The following is a 19,817-nucleotide window of genomic DNA, read 5'->3' on the forward strand; positions in this document are numbered from 1 at the left end:
ATTTACTCGCTTTTAATACTGTTTACCGGATTTTCGTTCGCTATCCGCCATGACTTCCAGATGACGCAAGCGATGATAAGTAACAGGATAACTAATGCTATCAATATATATACCGGCCAGGAAAGCGGCACTTGTTCGGCAAACTGATCCATCCACATTTCATTGATATATGCTGCAGATATAATGCCGATAATAACAGCCGGAGCCGCTACATAAAGGACATCTTTCGAAAGCAGCTCCAATATTCCCGAAGACTCCGCCCCATTCACCTTACGAATAGCGATTTCCTTGGAACGACGACGCACTTCGTCTGTAGTATAACCAATCAAGCCCATCAGCATGACAAAGAACATAGTCAGTGCCGCCAATATCGTGGCATTACTGAAGACACGAACCGGATTATACTTGTTCAAAATCTGATCTTCCATACTATAGAAGTCAACCGTCTTGTCAGGATAAGCCTCAGAGACGTCCTTGTTCAGACGACGCAAATTCTCGGCAAAGGGTTCCTTGAGACGTACATGAACAGTATTACCAAAGGTACGGGTATAGCCAAACATAATGACATCCTGTGGCTGATAGAAAGAGCCTATATGGAAATTCTTCAGCACACCTACTACTTTCAAATTTCGACCTTCGGCACGCAACGGATGATTCAGCGCCTTGTCTCCCCAACGCATCCGTTCCGCAAAAGCCTCATTCACGACTATTTCGTCCGATGCACGCGCCGGACGCCCTTCCTTCATCGTCATCCCCATCATCTTAAAGTAGTCCTCAAGTGCATAACTGAATCGGGTCGAAAAGAGCGATTGTCCACCCTCACCTTCAATCATTGAACCGCTATAGCTCCATATAGGGGTACTGACAGCGGAAGATACCTCCTCCACATAAGGCAGTCCGCGAAAGAATTGCAAGGCAGGACCACTCTCCTCTTCGCCACCGAAATAAATACTGCCAATGGCTACACGCTGCGGATTATAGCCCATATCTTTATCTTTCACATAATTGTACTGCGCCATCACCACATACATCAGTCCACAAATGAAGGCCACACCCGCAAACTGAACGAAAAGTAACGGACGTTTCCATCCCTTCTTACCCTCCGTATAGCGGCGGAACACCTGAGACACAGGTATGCGGGCAAACAGCCTGCCCGGCAGAATTCCACCTACAATGAACAGAACCAGCACCACAACAAGCGGCACCCAGATACGGTCCGGAGCAAAAAGTACACTCAACTTGGCTGCGGTAGTATCTTCTATGAACTCCTGGAAATTGAGTAATATCAACCCCATCAACACCAGGGCCAACGCAATAATAATTCCCGTTTCCAAAAGAAACATCGAGAACACCGTACCTCCGCTCGCACCACTACACTTATGCACACCCACCGCTTTGGCACGATAAGTGAGCGAAGAAATAGATATCAGCACGTAGTTCAGTGATGCGATAAAAAGAATAGCCAAAGCTAAGATACTCATAATGCTATCCATGCGTTTCACCTGATCTTCGTCACGATACACATCACGGATAGGTTTCACAAAGGCTGTGTAACCGTATGCTTTCTTATCTTCTTCCGGACGATATTTCTGTATCATGGCATCCAGACGGGCATTCACGATTTCTTTATCAGCTCCCGGACGAAAACGGATATATTCGTAATAGCTGTCACCACCACGCCAGGAATAGTTACCCCAGCCACGACTCCAACCTGTAGGCATGGAAATAACAGCCTCCGGACGCATAGTAGCGTTCTCGGGCAAATCGACATAAGTGCCCTTTACCGTCAGTTGCAACTCCTTATTATAACTAATGACTTTTCCAATAGGATTCTCACCACCATATATTTTCTGAGCCAAATCGTCACTCAAAAATATGACATCGTTCTGCATCAGATCTTTTTCCGGATTACCACTCAGTACCTCAATACCCATAGTCTTGAAGAAAAGTGAATCGGCTAATATTTTCCGGGCATCGATGCGTACACTGCCATTGTAAAGTGGTGAAGAAACAAAATACGCAATGCTGGTAGCCGCCTCTACCTCTTTGGGAAAATTCTCCAGAATGGCACCTGCCACAGGGCCACAGTTTTGTTTTTGCGGTTCAAATTGTTCACCCTCAGCCGAAAATATGGAGTATATCTGATAAAGATCACCATAATCCTTGTAGCAAGTATCGTAGCTTTGTTCAAAAGCCACACGTGAAAACAGCAGAATACTCATTGTCAAGCCCAATCCAAGAGAAATGACTTTGATTACATTCGAACCGCGCCCACGCAACAGGGTACGTATGACATAATATAGTTGTTTCATAGTTCAATCTCTTTATAAACTTATACTCCTTGTGCCGCAATACTGGCCACCACGCTACCATCAAACAAATGTATCGTACGATGTGCAAACGAAGCATCATGCTGAGAGTGTGTTACCATAATAATCGTCGTTCCCTCCCGATTCAATTCCGTCAACAGATTCATGACTTCCGCACCATTCTTAGAATCCAGATTACCGGTCGGCTCATCGGCAAGTATTAATTTAGGATTAGTTACCACAGCACGGGCAATAGCTACACGTTGCTGCTGACCACCAGACAATTGTTGCGGGAAATGCTTGGCACGATGGCTGATATTCATTCGTTTCAATATATCTTCCACCATCCGGCGACGTTCAGAAGCCTTAATGCCGAGATACGTCAAAGGCAACTCTACATTTTCATATACATTCAGTTCGTCTATCAGGTTAAAGCTTTGGAATACGAAACCGAGTTTACCTTTCCGTACACGGGTACGTTCTTTTTCTTTCAGGTCTCCGACTTCCTGTCCCAGAAGTTTATATGAACCTTCCGTCGGATTATCCAGCAATCCCAAGATATTCAACAGAGTTGATTTACCACAACCTGACGGTCCCATGACGGCTACAAATTCTCCTTCTTTCACCTCAAGATTCACATGGTTCAATGCTACTGTTTCTACTTCCGTTGTACGGAATACTTTGCTGATGTCATTAATTTCAATCATGATGTTTATTATTAAAGTCTTATATAATATTCTGTTTATATAAATGCAGAAAGCATGCCAAAACTTAAGATTCATTCATTATCAACAATTTATCTTTTTAAACGTATACAAATAGTGTCTAATAATTAGACACCTCCGTCTAAAAAATGGACAACTCTGGAAATTAGTACAGCACGAAGGAACAGAAAAAAGGAAAATAAGACAATCATTTATCTAAAAGAAAACTCTATCTTTGCAATCAGTTTTCAACCGAAGAGATTATATAATATTAATATTATACACATGAAACTATCTAAACTCCTGTTCATTCCGCTTATCGGCCTGTTTATGGGCGGTTGCGATATGATAGATTACCATCCTTATGATGTCCGCATCAGTGGTCAGACAGATATAAATAATCGTAATATAGAAAAGATAGAGGCCAATTGCAAGGATAAGGCAACTATTCGTTTTGTCACTATGGGTGACTCCCAACGTTGGTATGATGAAACTCTGGACTTTGTCAATCACCTTAATAAACGGGATGATATAGATTTTGTCATCCATGGTGGAGATTACAGCGACTTCGGTGTCACAGACGAGTTCCTGTGGCAACGTGATATCATGAATAAGCTGAAAATTCCCTATGTCGGTCTGATCGGTAATCATGACTGCCTTGGTACAGGCGAAGAGACTTTTCGTATCGTATTCGGTGACCCCAATTTTTCTTTCATAGCCGGTCGCATCAAGTTTATCTGTCTAAACACCAATGCTATCGAATTCGACTACTCCCGCCCCATCCCTGATTTTGAATTCATTAATGCCCAGTTAGATGATCGCCGCGACGAGTACGACCGTACTATCTTCTCTATGCATATACGCCCGTTCTGTTTTGAATTCAACAATAATGTAGCTCAAGCTTTTCAATATTCCATTAAGCAATTTCCCAGATTGTTGTTCTGTACAGCTGCCCATGAACATCGTTTATTCGAAGAGGATCTTTTTGAGGATGGCGTGATGTACTACATGAGCGACTGCATGAAACACCGCAACTATTATATATTTACTGTAACCCCTGATGGATATGAGCGTGAAGTGGTCTATTATTAAAGCACTGACGTGCTTCCTTCTTGTATGTTCATCGGCCGGCCATGCACAAGAAGCCAGTACAATAACTATAGAGCCGCGCCGGGTATTCAGAGATACTGTTATCATTACAAAATATGATACCGTGTGGCTGGAGAAAGAAAAAGTAAAAATAGACAGTGCCAATATCAATAGTAAACGTTCCAGCCGTTATGATAAGCGTGTCCATCGCTATCGTAAACATTGGGAAAGCCTGATACCAACACATACAAAGCTGCAATTTGCCGGTAACATGGGATTGCTGTCTTTGGGTACAGGATGGGATTATGGAAAACGGAATCAGTGGGAAACGGATATCTTTTTCGGTATTCTGCCTAAATACGACTCCAAACGTACTAAAATCACCATGACCCTGAAACAGAACTATATGCCATGGAGTATAGCTCTTGGAAAAGAATTTGCTGTCGAACCACTTGCATGCGGCATGTATTTCAATACAGTATTCGGCAGTGAATTTTGGACACATGAGCCCGAACGTTATCCAAAAGGCTATTACGGCTTCTCATCCAAGGTACGCATTCATGTATTTCTGGGACAACGTCTGACTTATAATATTCCCCCACGTTGGCGTCTGGGAGCAAGAGCCGTTACTTTTTATTATGAAATAAGTACCTGTGATCTGTATGTAGTAAGTGCATTCACCAACAAGTATCTGAAGCCCAAAGATTATCTCAGCTTATCGTTCGGACTGAAGACACAACTCTTCTAACCTTCTCTATAACCACAAAGTCATGTCTGCTCACGCAGACATGACCTCAAGAGAATTTATGGAATCGAACACATGTTATACAAACTCTTCAACCATGTACATATCTGTGACGAAGTCATCAACAATGTTACCAAGGTTCTCGCAGGCTTCATCAGGTGTTTCACCGTACGCACTGCACATGATATTACTTTTCAAATAGGCGTAATAGCCGCCATCGGTAGTTGCCTCAATAGCATAATCATTTCTATTCAGTTTCATATCTAACTCCTTTCTTTTTTATTACGATGCAAAGATGGAGATTCAGTGTTACGGAAACATGTATAGGATATGACAATGATGTAAAAATGGCAAGGGCTGCATCTTCTTTGTGCGAAGTGCAGCCCTTTACTTTAGATCTTAAAATATCCTATATTTTAATAAGAACGAGCAAATAAAGCACGACAAGCGGAAGGTTTGCCTGTCACCATACAGATACCCGGTTCTTTGTCATCATCCAAGAATGTTTCGAAAGGAATACAACGGATAGTTGCTTTTGTTTCTTCTTTAATCTTCTCCTCTGTTTCGACAGTACCATCCCAGTGAGCAAGAATAAATCCACCTTCTTCAATCTTCTCCTTGAATTCATCATAACTATCCACTTTCGTGATATGAGAGTTACGGTAGTTAAGGGCTTTCTGATAGACATTAGTCTGGATTTCTTCCAACAGGTTCTTTACATATTCTTCGATGCCGTCGCAAGAAAGAGTTTCTTTCTCCAATGTATCGCGACGCATAACTTCCATTGTATTGTTCTCCAAATCACGACCACCCATAACAAGACGTACCGGCACACCTTTCAGTTCATAATCAGCAAATTTGAAGCCCGGACGTTTGTTATCAGCATTGTCATACTTAACAGAAATACCCATAGACTTCAGTTTAGCAACAATGCCTGCTACTTTCTCGTTAATCTTCTGCAGCATCTCTGCGTTCTTATAGATAGGCACGATAACCACCTGTATTGGAGCCAGATGCGGAGGCAGTACAAGTCCGTTGTCATCAGAGTGAGTCATGATCAGTGCACCCATCAGGCGAGTAGATACCCCCCATGAAGTAGCCCAAACATATTCCATTTTGTTTTCCTTATTCACGAATTGCACGTCAAATGCCTTGGCGAAATTCTGCCCAAGGAAGTGAGACGTACCACTTTGCAAGGCTTTCCCATCCTGCATCATAGCTTCAATGGTATAAGTATCCAGTGCACCGGCAAAACGTTCATTAGCCGATTTTACACCTTTCACTACGGGAACCGCCATGTACTTTTCGGCAAACTCGGCATATACATTCAGCATACGTACTGCTTCTTCTTCAGCTTCCTCACGGGTAGCATGTGCAGTATGCCCTTCCTGCCACAAAAATTCAGCTGTACGCAGGAAAAGGCGGGTACGCATTTCCCAACGCATTACGTTAGCCCATTGGTTACACAAGATAGGCAGGTCACGATAAGAATTAATCCAATTCTTATAAGTATTCCAAATGATGGTTTCTGAAGTAGGGCGGATGATCAGTTCTTCTTCCAACTTAGCTTCCGGATCCACAATAACTCCGCTACCGTCAGGAGCATTTTTCAGGCGATGATGAGTAACGACTGCACATTCCTTTGCAAAACCTTCCACATGTTCTGCCTCACGGCTGAGGAAAGATTTCGGAATCAACAATGGGAAATAAGCATTCACATGCCCTGTTTCCTTAAACATATCGTCGAGTTGACGCTGTATTTTCTCCCAAATAGCGTATCCGTAAGGTTTAATCACCATACAGCCACGCACAGCTGACTGTTCTGCCAGGTCGGCCTTTACCACCAGTTCATTATACCACTGCGAATAATTCTCGCTGCGTTTGGTCAGGTCTTTTAATTCTACTGCCATTTTATTTTGTTTTTTAAAGTTTTTCGGATGTATCTATTAAATAGTCGGCAAAAGTACGAAAATTTGTGTATTTTCTCCCAATATTTATAATAAAAACAACTTGCTTGAATCAACATCAAAAAACCTCAATTACTAATAATCATCTCCCAGTCATCAAGAACAATCATTTCCCAGTTCGGAACACTACCTTCCACATGAGTAACAGATATACCATAAACTGAAAGGCTCTTATCAAAATGGGAGAATTCAATGAGAGCGGTTTCTTCTCCCTTTTGAATACGAAGATTTAAGAAATCACTCATTTGTTCCCAATCGGTAGGTCCAATGGCTAAAGATTGAATCACTCTACCGTCAAGTGGTGCACCAATGACAATGTCTTTAATGCGTTCAACAAAAGAAAGGGCTTGTTCGTAGGTCATAACAAAATGTTTTCTGCAAAGATACTATTAATCACAAACAGGGGCAAATCGAATTATATAAACGATAATAAAAAAAGCAGCTACTTACCGTAACTGCTTAACTTTCAAAAGAGCGGCAAACGAGGCTCGAACTCGCGACCCTCAGCTTGGGAAGCTGATGCTCTACCAACTGAGCTACTGCCGCATTGCTTTCTTAAAAAGACGGTGCAAAGGTAAAAGAAGTTTTTTTATATTCAAAAATAAAAATGTACTTTTACAGCCACTAAAGTGAAAAAAATATGAAACGAATCATACTCATTACCGGAGGTGCACGCTCCGGTAAAAGTAGCCATGCAGAAAAACTGGCGCTAAGTCTCTCTCCTACTCCTGTTTACCTTGCTACCGCACGTATTTGGGATGAAGAATTCCGACAACGTGTAATTCGCCATCAACAAAGACGCGGACCGGAATGGACAAACATAGAAGAAGAAAAAGAACTAAGCCGCCATCATTTGAGCGGACGGACTGTACTGATAGACTGTGTTACCTTATGGTGTACAAACTTCTTCTTTGATGTAAATACAGATACTGATAGCGCCCTGACAGCCGCCAAAGAAGAATTCGACCGTTTTACAGTACAAGATGCCACCTTCATCTTTGTTACTAATGAAATAGGTATGGGGGCTACTTCAGAAAACGAAGTTCAGCGTAAGTTCACAGATATGCAAGGTTGGATGAACCAGTACATCGCCAAACACGCTGATGAAGTATGGTTGATGGTATCAGGGATTCCGGTGAAAGTGAAATAGAGAGAAGGAAAAATGACAGAATGGTAAGATAATAAAATAGTAAGATCCAAAATTATAAATATACATATGAAAACATTTAAGATAATACGTCCGGACGAGAATATCCGTCCAGCATTGATTGATAAAATCAATAATCTAACTAAACCCAAAGGCTCATTAGGGACTCTCGAAGAACTGGCTCTGCAAATAGGCTGGATACAACAAACTCTGTCTCCCACCCTGCAACATCCACAGAATATTATCTTTGCCGCTGATCATGGCATTGTAGACGAAGGTGTCAGCCTTTCGCCTAAAGAAGTTACCTGGCAACAGATCAGTAATTTCTTACATGGAGGTGCCGGAGTGAATTTCCTTTGCCGACAGCATGGATTTACCCTGAAGATAGTAGATGCCGGTGTAGATTATGATTTACCTTATGATACAGGTGTCATTAACATGAAAGTGCGGAAAAGTACCCGAAATTATCTGCATGAAGCTGCTATGACAGAAGAGGAAATGGAACTATGCTTGGAGCGCGGTGCAGAAGTTGTACGCAATTGCCATAAAGAAGGTAGCAATATACTCAGTTTTGGGGAAATGGGTATTGGAAATACATCTTCCTCATCTCTGTGGATGACTTGCTTTACAAACATTCCTCTGGAGCAATGTGTAGGTGCGGGAAGCGGACTGGATAATGTCGGTATCCGTCATAAATATGAAGTATTAAAACAGTCATTAGATAACTACAGGGGAGACCATTCTCCCCATGATATCATCCGCTATTTTGGAGGTCTGGAAATGGTGATGGCAGTAGGTGCTATGCTTCAGGCAGCCGAACTTGGAATAGTTATTATGGTAGATGGATTCATTATGACAAACTGTATTCTGGCTGCCAGCAAATTATATCCGGAAGTACTGCATTATGCTATTTTCGGACATTGTGGAGATGAAACAGGTCATAAACTGCTACTCGATCACATGGAAGCCAGACCGCTTTTAAATTTAGGTCTGCGTTTGGGTGAAGGAACAGGTGCCATCTGTGCATATCCCATTGTGCAGTCCGCCATACGCATGATTAATGAAATGGATAACTTCGCACATGCTTCTATAACAAAGTATTTTTAAACGTATGAAAGTCCTCGCAGCATTCATCTTCTTCACCCGGCTTCCATTTTGGAGAATCAAAGAAGTTCCGGCTAAATACTTCAAACGTATCGTTCCATACTGGCCATTAGCTGGATGGCTGACGGGTGGTATTATGGTCGGCATACTGTGGATAGCAGCTCAGATACTTCCCATTTCCATCGCATGGGTACTTGCCATCCTCTCCCGATTGCTTATCACAGGCTGTCTGCACGAAGACGGACTGGCTGATTTTTTTGATGGCTTTGGTGGAGGAACCACTAAAGGACGGACACTTGCCATTATGAAAGATTCCCAGATAGGAAGTTATGGCGTTATAGGATTAATAGTCTATTTCTTGCTATTATTCTTACTTTTGGAAAATCTACCTTTGAAACTGATTTGTGTTCTCGTAATTTGTGGCGACTGCTGGTCTAAATTCTGTGCTTCACAAATCATCAATTATTTACCTTATGCACGAAAAGAAGAAGAAAGCAAGGCGAAAGTTGTGTATGACCGTATGACCTGGCAAGAGTTATTGACAGGATTCATCTGTGGATTTTTACCTATTATATTATTTTTGCCGATAGATTTCTGGCCGGTCATGATCTGCCCGATTCTGACATTCAGTCTATTGTATTGGTTAATGAAACGTCGTCTTCAAGGTTATACAGGAGATTGCTGCGGAGCTACATTCCTGCTTTGTGAACTTTCATTCTATTTGGGTGCAGTAATCTTGCTGTATGCACATATCAAATACGGTAACCCGGATTTTATTAATGTTTATTTAAAATAATAATTATATGGAAGTTATTTTTATCAGACATACCTCAGTAGATGTCCCTCCCGGAGTGTGCTACGGACAAACAGATGTTCCTTTGCGAAACAGTTTCGAACAAGAAGCTGCCGTCACATCCGGAAATTTAAAATCTTACCGTCCGAAAGGGAGAGATTTCGATTATGTATATACCAGTCCGCTATCCCGTTGTGTACGTCTTGCTACCTATTGCGGATATCCTGATGCCGAACGTGACGACCGAATTATGGAAATGAACTTCGGAAATTGGGAGATGAAGAATTTTGATGAAATAAGTGATCCAAGGCTGAAAGAATGGTATGCCGACTACATAAACGTACCTGCCACAAACGGTGAATCATTTGCCATACAGTATCAACGTGTCGCCAGTTTTCTGGATGAACTGAGAGAAAAGAATTATGAAAAAGTAGCCATATTTGCACATGGAGGCGTATTGATTTGCGCCCAACTTTATGCAGGAGCTATAAAACAGGAAGAGGCATTCAGTGCTTTGACTGCCTATGGAGGAATCATTCAGTTGAAATTTGATTAGCAGCTTGAGCTTGTATACTAAACAGAACCAATGGCCCTTCTGCCGCACCTTCCTGCACTTTATAAGTGCCATTGAAAGCATGAACAAAATGTGCATTGATCTCATGACGAATCAGTGCAGTTTTGTTTTCAAAGCGGGCCTTAGCCAAAGGGGTACCGGTCACTCTGAAGAATAACATGTTCTTCTCTTTATCGTACCTAATGCGAATAACAATATTATATGTATTTTCATCATTCTCTGACGGTACCAGCAGACTGGACAATAATGAAGAGAACTTGTTTTTATCCGTACTTATCATCCTATTTTCCACATCCGTTTTCAAACGAACAGTTACACGTCCGTTGCCACTCTGTTCAGCAATGGTAATCTCTTTCCGGCATAATTCTACCAATTCACATTCTTCCTGCACATATTGTGTCTTACCGGATTCAAGACGGGAAAGTTCCAGAATACTATTAACATACGTCAATAGGTTTTCCGCATTCTCCTGAATCATCTTGCCATATTCTACTTTTGCTTCTGCAGTGAGTTCTTTCGATTCCGTCAACAGTTCGGCAAAACCTACCACCACATTCAACGGAGTACGTATGTCATGACTGATTTCAGATTGCAAACGGTCTTTAGTGGTGTTATCCGCTTCTGCCTGCATGGCCGCATTTACCGTCACTTTTTCAGCCGCAGCGATTTTCCGCGATATATAACGTGTATAAAGATAAAAAATAAGTATCAGTACCAGTAATGTGATAAGAAACAGGAAGCCGCGCTTATAGTTGGTATCCTTTATTTTTTGCTTCTCCAGAAGAAGGTCGTCAATATGATAGATTTCCTTCATTTGTCGCAACTGATTTGCAGAAAAAGCATTGTCCAATGAGTCCTGAGTCCGTATGAGGTAACGTTTTGTCTCAATAGCCCCGTCAATATCACCTTTGTCAACCTGGGTGGACGCCTTATAATTAATAAGCGTAGCAAAAGTGGATACATAATGATTCAATACTACCGGTGTCACTTCATCTATCAGGGCAATACTTTTGTCATACTCCTGTGTACGGGCATAATATTGCAATTGTACAAGCTGGACATTCAACCAGAAAACCGGATCTACATGATCTTCCAATAATGCCTTTGCTTTATTTATATGTTCCAGAGCAATATGATAAGTTCCCTTATTCATATACAAGAGAACATATTTTATCTGGCAGTCAATCTCAAAATTACTCCAATTTTTCCGTGTCTCAGGTTCACGGGTTATGACTTCCTGTAAGGCCTCATCCATTTGTTGAACATAAGGTCGCCTCAAGCTATCTCTTCCCGTATTACCATATACTTGAGCAATACGCGAAAGAATATCCACACGCAAACTGGTCTTAGTCCGGGGAGTAAAACGTTGATAAGCTTTTAAAAAGATGTTCAATGCTTCATCCACTCTGCTGGATACTCCGTATGCACATCCTAAACTATTGTATGATGCTATCTCACCATTATTACTATTGTGTTCCAAGGATTCTGCCAATGTTTCTTTTGCCACATATACAGCCTTTTCTATCTGCCTTTTAGAAGCCAGGGCACGGCTGATCGCAGCTTTCTGCTCCAGGTAATAATCATATGTACCTACTTCAGGAGCATATTTTTCCAGTTTATCCACCCAATATGCCAAACTGTCCGCATCATGTAATTTGTCATAGCAAGATGCCAGATAATAAGCACCCAGATTCTCATAAATTATATTTTTCTGGATACACGCTTCCTGATATAAAGCGGTTGAGAAAGTTTTGTTATAAGGAGCGTACTGATGTCTGTAAGCCATATCACGCAGGTAAGTAAGTTTAGGAAGCGTGCCCGGCATGGACTGCGCTATTTTCAGAATACTGTCCTGATATTGCTGTGCATTGGCATCTTCTGCATATAACACATAAGGATACATACTCAGCAAACAAAACCATATAATTAGTATATGCTTCATCATACAGCCCCCTCCGCTTTAGGTTTATACTTTAACGGATGCGTAAAGCAGAAACGTGCACCTTGTGTATAGTTACTGTCTACCCATATCCGTCCTCTCATGTAGGTCACAATCAACTGGCATATGGAAAGTCCCAGACCACTTCCCTGTGCAAAGTCGTTCAGTTTCTCAAAACGTTCAAAAATCAAGCCTTGTTTCTCAAGTGGAATACCGCAACCGGTATCAGTTACAGAAAAAAATGCAGTATTGCGGTCGGATAACTCTAACCTCAATACAATAGAACCTTCTTTAGTAAACTTGGTAGCATTTACCAACAAGTTAATCAGAACCTGACGAAGACGGGCATCGTCTGTTTCTATCATCAACTCCGGAAGTTCCGTATCGAAACGTAATTCCACCTCAAGTTTACGAGAAGCATTTACTGTTTCCGAAGCTTCCTTACAGAGTTTCACAGCATCATACGGCCGGATATTAAATGTTATATTATCATTCTCGAAATCGGAAAAATCAAGAATATCATTAATCAGTTTCAAAAGTTGAAAGGAGTTGACTTTAATAATCTCACAGAATTCTTTACGTGAATCCTCATCAAAAGAGTCATCTTCCGAAGCCAGGACGGCAGAAAAACCGACAATGGCATTGAGCGGTGTACGTACTTCATGACTCATATTGGAAAGGAACATGTTCTTTTTCTGTATGGCGCGCTCCGCCTTCTGTATCATTATTTCCTGTGAACGTTTTGACTCTTTCAGACGGAATATCTTCCTCCAGCTAAGATACAGGAAAAGCAGCAGGAAAAGTGTGCAGACAACAATACCTCCCAAATAAAGTCGATAGGAAAACAAGCGGTCACGTTCATTCTGATAGGTTAACTGATCCGCTTGAAAACGGGTGGTCAATTGGTCTATCTCCTTCGGGTAGTTTTTCTCAAAAGCCGACTTAATGTATGAATAGACCGCACCATATTGCTTATATGCTTCTTCTTTACGTCCCATTTTCAGAAGCAAATCCGCTCTGTCTTGCAATACTTCCTTATATAAACTACAGTTTATTTCCGCATAGTCCGTATGAAGAAAAGCTTCATAGGCGGTCAGGGATTTCTCATACTCGCCAATCCGTTCCCAATACATGGCATCGGCAACCAGAAGATGCTGCATAATTCCCGGAACCAGTTTGTCTTTTAAGGGTTCTACTTTATCCAGGTGTTGGCGGGCTATCTTCACGGAGCCATTAAACAGTTGGCAATAAGCATTAAAGATATGACGGACAGCTTGTTCCTGACCGGAAAGTTTATCTGAAGAGAAAGAATTCAGACGGTTCATGAAATGTGCAGCCTGAACAAAGTTATGGATACGAAGGTTGTATTCTATCAATTCCACCAATAATATACGGACGTGTACTTCTCCTCCATCCATCTGATCGAGCATTTCCAACGCCTGCACATGGGCATCACCTGCTTCCTTGTTACGTCCTGTATAGGAGTAGACCTCACCGATAGCATTCAGTGCAAGAGCAGTCCCTATCGTATGAGAAAGCGCACTTGCTTTAGAGTACATTTGCTCACTCCAAGCAATAGCCATACGAATTTCTCCCCGGAAAAGATATGATTTTACGAGTATGCGCTCTAATTCAAAATAGGTTTCGTATTGTTTGGTGGATTCCAAATAATTAAGAATACTATCCAGATCAATGGCCGCACTTTCTTCTTTTGTCAGGTAGTCGAAGCCCATGCTGTTATGAAAAGCATCGATCACTTCATTTTGTATGGTGATACGCTCGGGAGACGTCAGACTATCCTCCCCAGCTGATAATGGGAAAATGCATCCAAAGCATACTATATGGAGAATGAGATGTTTAAGTAAATTTCTCATGAAGTTTGTTTGTTTCGTGCTGTGTGGTGTTTGTGTTGCCATTCACCGCATACGCTAGCAAATATATTCAATATTTCCCAAAAAGCCAAAAATTGTGAATGACTAAATGAAAAAAGAAATCAAAGTAGTAGTTATTATCAGAATTACTATCATTATTCCTTCGGCACGGCGATTGATACGAACCGCTATTTTCATGTCTTCCGTAGTTAAAGGACGATTATTGTTACCGATGTAAGGCTTCCAGACTTCTTCACCGAAATAATTGTGCGGACCTCCGAAACGGCAATCCAGAATACCGGCAAGAGCAGCCTCGGGATAACCGGAATTAGGGCTGGCATGTTGACTGCCATATATTCCGACGAATCTCAACAGAGTCCAAAACCGGCCTCGGGGAAGAAAAGCAAGTGTCATGAGAAAAGCTGTAAAACGGGCAGGAATGTAATTGGCGACATCATCCAGGCGGGCGGCAAAACAGCCGAAAGCACGGTAACGCTCATTACGATAGCCAATCATGGAATCCAGAGTATTCACCATCTTATAAGCAAGCATACCGGGGATACCTAATAACATATACCAAAATAAGGGAGCGATTACTCCATCACTCAGATTCTCTGCAAGCGTTTCAAGTGCTGCCGTACGTACTTCCTGTGCAGAAAGTCCGGAAGTATCACGACCGACTATACGAGCTACTCGCTTCCTGCCTTCTTCCAACGAACGATCTACAGCTTCGAATACCATACGAACTTCACGGATAAGTGTGGTACCCGCCAGACAGAAAAAGATGGTAAGTATCTGTAGCGCCAGAAGTAGTCCCGGAGAAAATGACGCTATCCAGTGAAATAGATAGTATGCCGCAAAATAAATGGCAAGAACAAGAACAATAGCTACGAAAGCACCTTTTAGTCCTCGTTTTGAACCTTTATTCAACAGATGTTCGCAGAATGAAATCATCTTTCCGAATGCAACTACAGGATGAGGCAACCAAGCAGGATCTCCCAGCCAGCGGTCAAGCAACCAGGCAGCAAGCAAGGGCAGGCTGAGGACAAATACGGTGTTTAAGATAAGAAGAATATTTTCCATTGTGATGACATGTAATTGGGGTCTTTTCTATATGGTTATGAATAAGTTGATTATTCATTTTTTAGACGCGGATGACACGGATAACGCGGATTTTTTTATTTATTGATGTGACAGCGCAGCCTTTAAATCCGTGTCATCCGTGTCATCCGTGTCATCTGCGTCTAAGAGATTGAATACATAGTCTAAAATCATTTAACTCATTTCTTTTCCGATATGTATTATCAATAAGTCGCAAACCATTGTTCTATAGCCTGTACGAGCCGGTCATTTTCCTCAGCTGTCTGGGCAGCAATACGAAAGAAATGTTCATCCAGACCTTCAAAATTGGAAGCATCGCGAATTAGTATGCCGTATTCATTGGCAAGGTAATTCTTGAGAGCGGAAGCCTTGCCGATGCGAAGACGGACCAACATAAAGTGAGTTTCCGTCTCCCATACCTCAAGACCGCCCAAGTTCTCCAAAGCATGACGTAAACGAGCCGTCTCCTGTAAATAAGCAGAAATATTCAAGGGATTAGGAACGTCGTAAGCCAGCAGATAGATTCCGGCCTCAATAGCTAACTGATTGACAGACCAAGGCATACGATGAGTACGCAAACGACTGAGCAAACCTTCGTCAGCAGTTATATATCCCAGTCGTAAACCCGGAACAGCATAGCGTTTCGTCATGGAATGAAGCAGCAGAACATTCGGAAAGTTAACTGCTTCATCCGGCGAAAACAAAGGCTGTACAGTAAAGAACTCGTAAGACTGGTCGATGACAAAACAAACCTGCGGATTACAGGTAATCAATTCTTTCAGATAAGCTTTCTCTATGACCGTACCGGTAGGATTGTTAGGATTACAAAGCCATAGCATACGGATATCAGGCGGTAAAAGATAATTGGCCTCTGCCATCGGAAGCTTATAGAGTGACGTCACCCGATGACCATGCATGCGGCAAGCGTCAGCATACTCGCTGAATGTAGGTTGAAGAATGGCGGTATTAGTACCACGAAAAGTTTGTGCTATAAGATAAATAGCTTCTGTAGCACCATTCGTCACACAAACAGAGGTAGCAGTAAGGTGATACTTCTCTGCCAGACGACCTTCCAGAGTATAAGGTTCCGGTTCCGGATAAGAAGAAATACCGCTGATACAGCTACACAAATGAGCCTGAAGTCCGGATAAATCTACACGATTATACACATTGGAACTAAAGTTGGCCGTTATAGGCCGCTCGAATTTATAGGAATCATCTCCGTGTCCTTCAATCATGAGTTGTCAGTATTTTATAAATAAGTGGCAGATCAACATGACTACGCACATGGTCGGCCAGTTTATTGTATTGTTCTTCTTTGAATTGATGATAATCGAAAGATTTTCCCGCGTCGGCAATCTTGCCGGCAAAAGGTTCCAGAAGGAAGTCGATGAATGAGGGATTGTCAAGAATACCGTGGATATAGGTTCCCAGGCAGGTACGATCCAGGAAATAACCGTCCGTACCGCCATCTTCCAGAAGATTCAGAGGGGAAACAGGTGCTCCATGAACAGGAACGGTGGTACCCATGTGAATTTCGTAACCCTTAAGCAATTGACAATTGACAGTTGACAATTGACAATTGGCTGCGCTGGGGGTACTATTAATTGTCATTTGTGAATTGTCAATTGTCAATTGAAACCGGACTTGTCGGGTGACTTTCTCTCCCGTCATATGTGTACTGACAGGCAGAAGTCCTAAACCGGGTAAACGTTCTATTTCTCCTTCCACATGGTCAGGATCACACACTTCTTGTCCCATAATCTGATAGCCGCCACAAATGCCCATAACGGTGGCTCCTTCACGATGGGCACGTATCACGGCTTGTGCCACACCATTACGACGTAATTCGTGCAAATCGGCAAGGGTGCTCTTACTGCCGGGTAACAGGATGATATCGGCTTTCGCCAATTCATCTACGTTATTCGTGTAAAAAAGGTGCACCCGGGGATCGCGTTCCAGCACATTAAAGTCGGTAAAGTTACTGAGATGGCGCAGCAATACAACCGCTATGTTTACTTTACCCTGCTCTGTCTGCACGGATTTCGTGGCAAGGGCCAGCGAATCTTCTTCTTCGATATAAATATCTTTATAATAAGGAACAACGCCTACCACGGGAATGCCACAAAGTTCTTCAAGCATCTTTACTCCGGATTCGAACAGGCGGATATCCCCACGAAATTTATTGATTAGTATGCCCTTGATCCGTTCCCTTTCGTAAGGGCGCAGCAACATTAACGAACCATAGACACTGGCAAAAACTCCTCCCCGGTCAATGTCTCCTACGAGGATCACATCTGCTCCGGCATGCAAGGCCATGGGCAGGTTTACCAGATCCGTATCCCGAAGATTTATCTCGGAAATACTTCCGGCACCTTCCATCACAATGGGGTTATAACGGGTGGCAAGACGGTCGAAAGCTGAACAGACCTCGTGACGCAACTCTTCACGGCCTTCAACACGGAAATACTCATAGGCACTACGGTTACCGATGGGACGTCCGTTAAGTACCACTTGCGAGGTATGATCAGAAGAGGGTTTCAACAACAACGGATTCATATCTGTATGGCAGGAGACTCCTGCCGCTTCGGCCTGAACAGCCTGGGCACGACCTATTTCCAGCCCTTCAGGTGTAGCATAGGAATTAAGTGCCATATTCTGTGCCTTAAATGGTGCCGGATGATAGCCATCCTGACGAAAAATACGGCAGAAAGCCGCGGCAATAATGCTTTTGCCTACATCACTACCGGTACCGGCAAACATAATAGGATGAAGTTTCTCCATAAGAAAATGTTTTTTTAGAGAGGGCAAAGATAATGCAAATCGAGTGCAGAACTTTCATGCTTGCATGAAAAAGTTCTGCTGAGGTATTGGTAATAGGTATTAAACGATCTCTTTAATAGGTATTCAACGGTCTTGGTAATTATCCGAACAAAAAGAAGCTATCATTTTCATGCCACCATTGAACAATAGAAACGAACGAGTGTTTGAGATAAACGAACCTAAACCAACAACTTGACGTATGAAACATATTTTATTGATCGTTCTGTTGGGAGCGAGCCTATCTGTGAAGGCGCAAACGAAACTCTCCCTCAGCTACGACGACGCCCTGCAAATGCTGCAAAAAGGCAATCAAAGCCTGAAGATTGCGGACAAAGGTATTGAAACAGCCCGCACAGAGCGGGATAAACTGAATGCTTTGTGGTATCCGAGCCTACAGGGAGCCGGTACGTATGTCCACATGTCCGAAAAGATAGAAGTGAAACAACCCCTATCCCAATTCACAGATCCGGCAAAGGATTTTGTACACGACATCATACCGGACGATAAATTCATTAGCGGAATACTGGATCAGATAGGTAGCTACACTCTGGCTTTTCCTCTTGCTCCCCGCAATTTGACTACTGTAGGCTTAACTGCCGAATGGGTGGTCTTTTCCGGCGGAAAGCGTATACGGGCAGGCAAAATCGGAAATCGGTTGATTGACCTTGCCCGGGAAAACCGTGCACAGACAGATGCCACACAACGAACCCTATTGGCAGAAAGCTATTACGGTCTCAGCCTCGCCAGGGAAGTTGCAGCAGTCCGCCAGGACACTTATAACGGTTTGAAACAGCATTATGAAAATGCCCTCAAACTTGAAGCAGCCGGAATGATCGACAAGGCCGGACGCCTCTTTGCACAAGTGAATATGGACGAAGCCTGGCGGGCACTGGAAGCCGCACAGAAAGAAGTTATAGTCGTGGAAAGTGCTTTACGTACCTTGCTCAATCTGGAGGATACCTGCAAGATTGAGCCTACGTCTCCTCTCTTTATCAATTCCACACTCCCGGCAAAAGAGGAGTTTCAGCAAACGATGCGTTCGGGTAACTATATCCTGAACCAGTTGTCACTACAACAAAGCATTGCCAAACAACAATTACGGATAGACCAAAGCGGCTATTTGCCTGACATCGCCCTGTTCGGCAAACAGACGCTTTACGCCCATGGGATACAGAGCAACCTCGTGCCACGCACGATTGTCGGAGTAGGTTTCACCTGGAACCTTTTCGACGGACTGGCAAGGGAGAAACGTATCCGCCAGTCGAAAATTACCGAGCAAACTCTTGCTTTGGGAAAAGATAAGGCGCAAGATGACCTCTCAGTAGGCATAGACAAGCTGTACACAGGATTGCAAAAGGCACAGGATAATGTGCAGGCACTCAACTCAACCATTGCCCTGAGTGAAGAGCTTGTACGAATTCGTAAGAAATCCTTTGCTGAAGGCATGGCAACCAGTACCGAGGTAATAGATGCCGAAACCATGCTTGCCACCGTTAAGGTAGCCCGCTTGGCGGCTTATTATGAATATGATGTAACACTAATGAACCTGTTGGCACTTTGTGGTACACCGGAACAATTCAGAAACTATAGCGAAATGAAGAACTAAGAATGAAGAATTTGGCTGCGCTATGCAAGCATGCCGCAAGGTAAT

The 19,817-nt window shown here is 42.7% G+C and carries 17 protein-coding genes and 1 tRNA gene; 7 read left to right on the forward strand and 11 right to left on the reverse strand.

The annotated features are described in order from the left end of the window. Positions 1-2: 2 nt before the first annotated feature. Together VYM24_RS18920 and VYM24_RS18925 are read right to left on the reverse strand one after the other, a co-directional pair. Entirely contained in the window at positions 3-2,312 is a 2,310-nt protein-coding gene (locus VYM24_RS18920) for an ABC transporter permease (protein ID WP_299092732.1), read from the reverse strand. Between the two features lie 20 nt (positions 2,313-2,332). Further along, positions 2,333-3,016: an ABC transporter ATP-binding protein gene (locus VYM24_RS18925; RefSeq protein ID WP_299092734.1), complete on the reverse strand. Its 684-nt coding sequence runs from the start codon at positions 3,014-3,016 to the stop codon at positions 2,333-2,335. 282 nt (positions 3,017-3,298) lie between these two features. Here VYM24_RS18925 and VYM24_RS18930 point away from each other — a divergent pair, with 282 nt between their 5' ends. Continuing rightward, entirely contained in the window at positions 3,299-4,105 is an 807-nt protein-coding gene (locus VYM24_RS18930; RefSeq protein ID WP_299092736.1) for a metallophosphoesterase family protein, read from the forward strand. Further along, entirely contained in the window at positions 4,080-4,850 is a 771-nt protein-coding gene (locus tag VYM24_RS18935) for a hypothetical protein (protein ID WP_299092738.1), read from the forward strand. Before VYM24_RS18930 ends, VYM24_RS18935 begins: the two co-directional genes overlap by 26 nt. Before the next feature lie 75 nt (positions 4,851-4,925). Here the strand turns inward: VYM24_RS18935 and VYM24_RS18940 are convergent, their stop codons facing one another. The 4 genes from VYM24_RS18940 to VYM24_RS18955 form a co-directional block, all read right to left on the reverse strand. Further along, positions 4,926-5,108, reverse strand: coding sequence for a hypothetical protein (locus tag VYM24_RS18940; RefSeq protein WP_022209299.1), 183 nt, complete (start codon positions 5,106-5,108; stop codon positions 4,926-4,928). 155 nt (positions 5,109-5,263) lie between these two features. Beyond that, entirely contained in the window at positions 5,264-6,757 is a 1,494-nt protein-coding gene (proS, locus tag VYM24_RS18945; protein WP_299092742.1) for a proline--tRNA ligase, read from the reverse strand. Positions 6,758-6,882: 125 nt separating this feature from the next. After that, positions 6,883-7,176, reverse strand: coding sequence for a hypothetical protein (locus VYM24_RS18950; protein ID WP_299092744.1), 294 nt, complete (start codon positions 7,174-7,176; stop codon positions 6,883-6,885). A gap of 111 nt (positions 7,177-7,287) precedes the next feature. After that, positions 7,288-7,360, reverse strand: a tRNA-Gly gene (locus VYM24_RS18955). A gap of 94 nt (positions 7,361-7,454) precedes the next feature. Between VYM24_RS18955 and cobU the strand changes: the two genes are divergently transcribed. The 4 genes from cobU (at position 7,455) to cobC (ending at position 10,414) form a co-directional block, all read left to right on the forward strand. Continuing rightward, positions 7,455-7,964 carry a bifunctional adenosylcobinamide kinase/adenosylcobinamide-phosphate guanylyltransferase gene (gene cobU / locus VYM24_RS18960; protein ID WP_330940644.1) on the forward strand — a complete coding sequence of 170 codons (510 nt, stop codon included), beginning with the start codon at positions 7,455-7,457 and terminating at the stop codon, positions 7,962-7,964. Positions 7,965-8,030: 66 nt separating this feature from the next. Next, entirely contained in the window at positions 8,031-9,068 is a 1,038-nt protein-coding gene (gene cobT / locus VYM24_RS18965) for a nicotinate-nucleotide--dimethylbenzimidazole phosphoribosyltransferase (protein ID WP_330940645.1), read from the forward strand. 4 nt (positions 9,069-9,072) lie between these two features. Beyond that, complete coding sequence (locus tag VYM24_RS18970) at positions 9,073-9,861, forward strand: adenosylcobinamide-GDP ribazoletransferase (protein ID WP_330940646.1); 789 nt, start codon at positions 9,073-9,075, stop codon at positions 9,859-9,861. 7 nt (positions 9,862-9,868) lie between these two features. Further along, positions 9,869-10,414, forward strand: coding sequence for an alpha-ribazole phosphatase (gene cobC, locus VYM24_RS18975; protein WP_299092752.1), 546 nt, complete (start codon positions 9,869-9,871; stop codon positions 10,412-10,414). Here the strand turns inward: cobC and VYM24_RS18980 are convergent. The 5 genes from VYM24_RS18980 to VYM24_RS19000 all read right to left on the reverse strand — a co-directional run bounded on the left by VYM24_RS18980 (position 10,392) and on the right by VYM24_RS19000 (position 18,127). Next, complete coding sequence (locus VYM24_RS18980; RefSeq protein WP_330942276.1) at positions 10,392-12,374, reverse strand: sensor histidine kinase; 1,983 nt, start codon at positions 12,372-12,374, stop codon at positions 10,392-10,394. The genes cobC and VYM24_RS18980 overlap by 23 nt on opposite strands. Beyond that, positions 12,374-14,245 (reverse strand): tetratricopeptide repeat-containing sensor histidine kinase, encoded by a 1,872-nt coding sequence (locus VYM24_RS18985; RefSeq protein ID WP_330940647.1) that lies wholly within the window; start codon positions 14,243-14,245, stop codon positions 12,374-12,376. The genes VYM24_RS18980 and VYM24_RS18985 overlap by 1 nt, the downstream gene beginning before the upstream one ends. Positions 14,246-14,347: 102 nt before the next feature. Beyond that, complete coding sequence (cbiB, locus tag VYM24_RS18990; protein ID WP_330940648.1) at positions 14,348-15,325, reverse strand: adenosylcobinamide-phosphate synthase CbiB; 978 nt, start codon at positions 15,323-15,325, stop codon at positions 14,348-14,350. 221 nt (positions 15,326-15,546) lie between these two features. Then, on the reverse strand, positions 15,547-16,581 hold the full coding sequence (locus VYM24_RS18995) for a threonine-phosphate decarboxylase (protein ID WP_330940649.1): 1,035 nt from the start codon (positions 16,579-16,581) through the stop codon (positions 15,547-15,549). After that, a complete protein-coding gene (locus tag VYM24_RS19000) occupies positions 16,574-18,127 on the reverse strand; it encodes a cobyric acid synthase (RefSeq protein ID WP_330940650.1) in 1,554 nt (517 codons plus the stop codon). The genes VYM24_RS18995 and VYM24_RS19000 overlap by 8 nt, the downstream gene beginning before the upstream one ends. A 238-nt stretch (positions 18,128-18,365) precedes the next feature. On the opposite strand from VYM24_RS19000, the gene VYM24_RS19005 reads away from it, so the two are divergent. Beyond that, positions 18,366-19,772, forward strand: coding sequence for a TolC family protein (locus VYM24_RS19005; protein WP_330940651.1), 1,407 nt, complete (start codon positions 18,366-18,368; stop codon positions 19,770-19,772). The last annotated feature ends 45 nt before the right edge of the window (positions 19,773-19,817 follow it).

Source organism: Bacteroides sp. MSB163 (assembly GCF_036416795.1).
In the GTDB taxonomy this organism is placed as follows: domain Bacteria; phylum Bacteroidota; class Bacteroidia; order Bacteroidales; family Bacteroidaceae; genus Bacteroides; species Bacteroides maternus.

Bases quoted from the DNA above. Each gene is read 5' to 3' on its own strand.
- VYM24_RS18920 (WP_299092732.1), bottom strand. From the start codon at position 2,312: ATGAAACAACTATATTATGTCATACGTACCCTGTTGCGTGGGCGCGGT.
- VYM24_RS18925 (WP_299092734.1), bottom strand. From the start codon at position 3,016: ATGATTGAAATTAATGACATCAGCAAAGTATTCCGTACAACGGAAGTA.
- VYM24_RS18930 (WP_299092736.1), top strand. From the start codon at position 3,299: ATGAAACTATCTAAACTCCTGTTCATTCCGCTTATCGGCCTGTTTATG.
- VYM24_RS18935 (WP_299092738.1), top strand. From the start codon at position 4,080: ATGAGCGTGAAGTGGTCTATTATTAAAGCACTGACGTGCTTCCTTCTT.
- VYM24_RS18940 (WP_022209299.1), bottom strand. From the start codon at position 5,108: ATGAAACTGAATAGAAATGATTATGCTATTGAGGCAACTACCGATGGC.
- proS (WP_299092742.1), bottom strand. From the start codon at position 6,757: ATGGCAGTAGAATTAAAAGACCTGACCAAACGCAGCGAGAATTATTCG.
- VYM24_RS18950 (WP_299092744.1), bottom strand. From the start codon at position 7,176: ATGACCTACGAACAAGCCCTTTCTTTTGTTGAACGCATTAAAGACATT.
- cobU (WP_330940644.1), top strand. From the start codon at position 7,455: ATGAAACGAATCATACTCATTACCGGAGGTGCACGCTCCGGTAAAAGT.
- cobT (WP_330940645.1), top strand. From the start codon at position 8,031: ATGAAAACATTTAAGATAATACGTCCGGACGAGAATATCCGTCCAGCA.
- VYM24_RS18970 (WP_330940646.1), top strand. From the start codon at position 9,073: ATGAAAGTCCTCGCAGCATTCATCTTCTTCACCCGGCTTCCATTTTGG.
- cobC (WP_299092752.1), top strand. From the start codon at position 9,869: ATGGAAGTTATTTTTATCAGACATACCTCAGTAGATGTCCCTCCCGGA.
- VYM24_RS18980 (WP_330942276.1), bottom strand. From the start codon at position 12,374: ATGAAGCATATACTAATTATATGGTTTTGTTTGCTGAGTATGTATCCT.
- VYM24_RS18985 (WP_330940647.1), bottom strand. From the start codon at position 14,245: ATGAGAAATTTACTTAAACATCTCATTCTCCATATAGTATGCTTTGGA.
- cbiB (WP_330940648.1), bottom strand. From the start codon at position 15,325: ATGGAAAATATTCTTCTTATCTTAAACACCGTATTTGTCCTCAGCCTG.
- VYM24_RS18995 (WP_330940649.1), bottom strand. From the start codon at position 16,581: ATGATTGAAGGACACGGAGATGATTCCTATAAATTCGAGCGGCCTATA.
- VYM24_RS19000 (WP_330940650.1), bottom strand. From the start codon at position 18,127: ATGGAGAAACTTCATCCTATTATGTTTGCCGGTACCGGTAGTGATGTA.
- VYM24_RS19005 (WP_330940651.1), top strand. From the start codon at position 18,366: ATGAAACATATTTTATTGATCGTTCTGTTGGGAGCGAGCCTATCTGTG.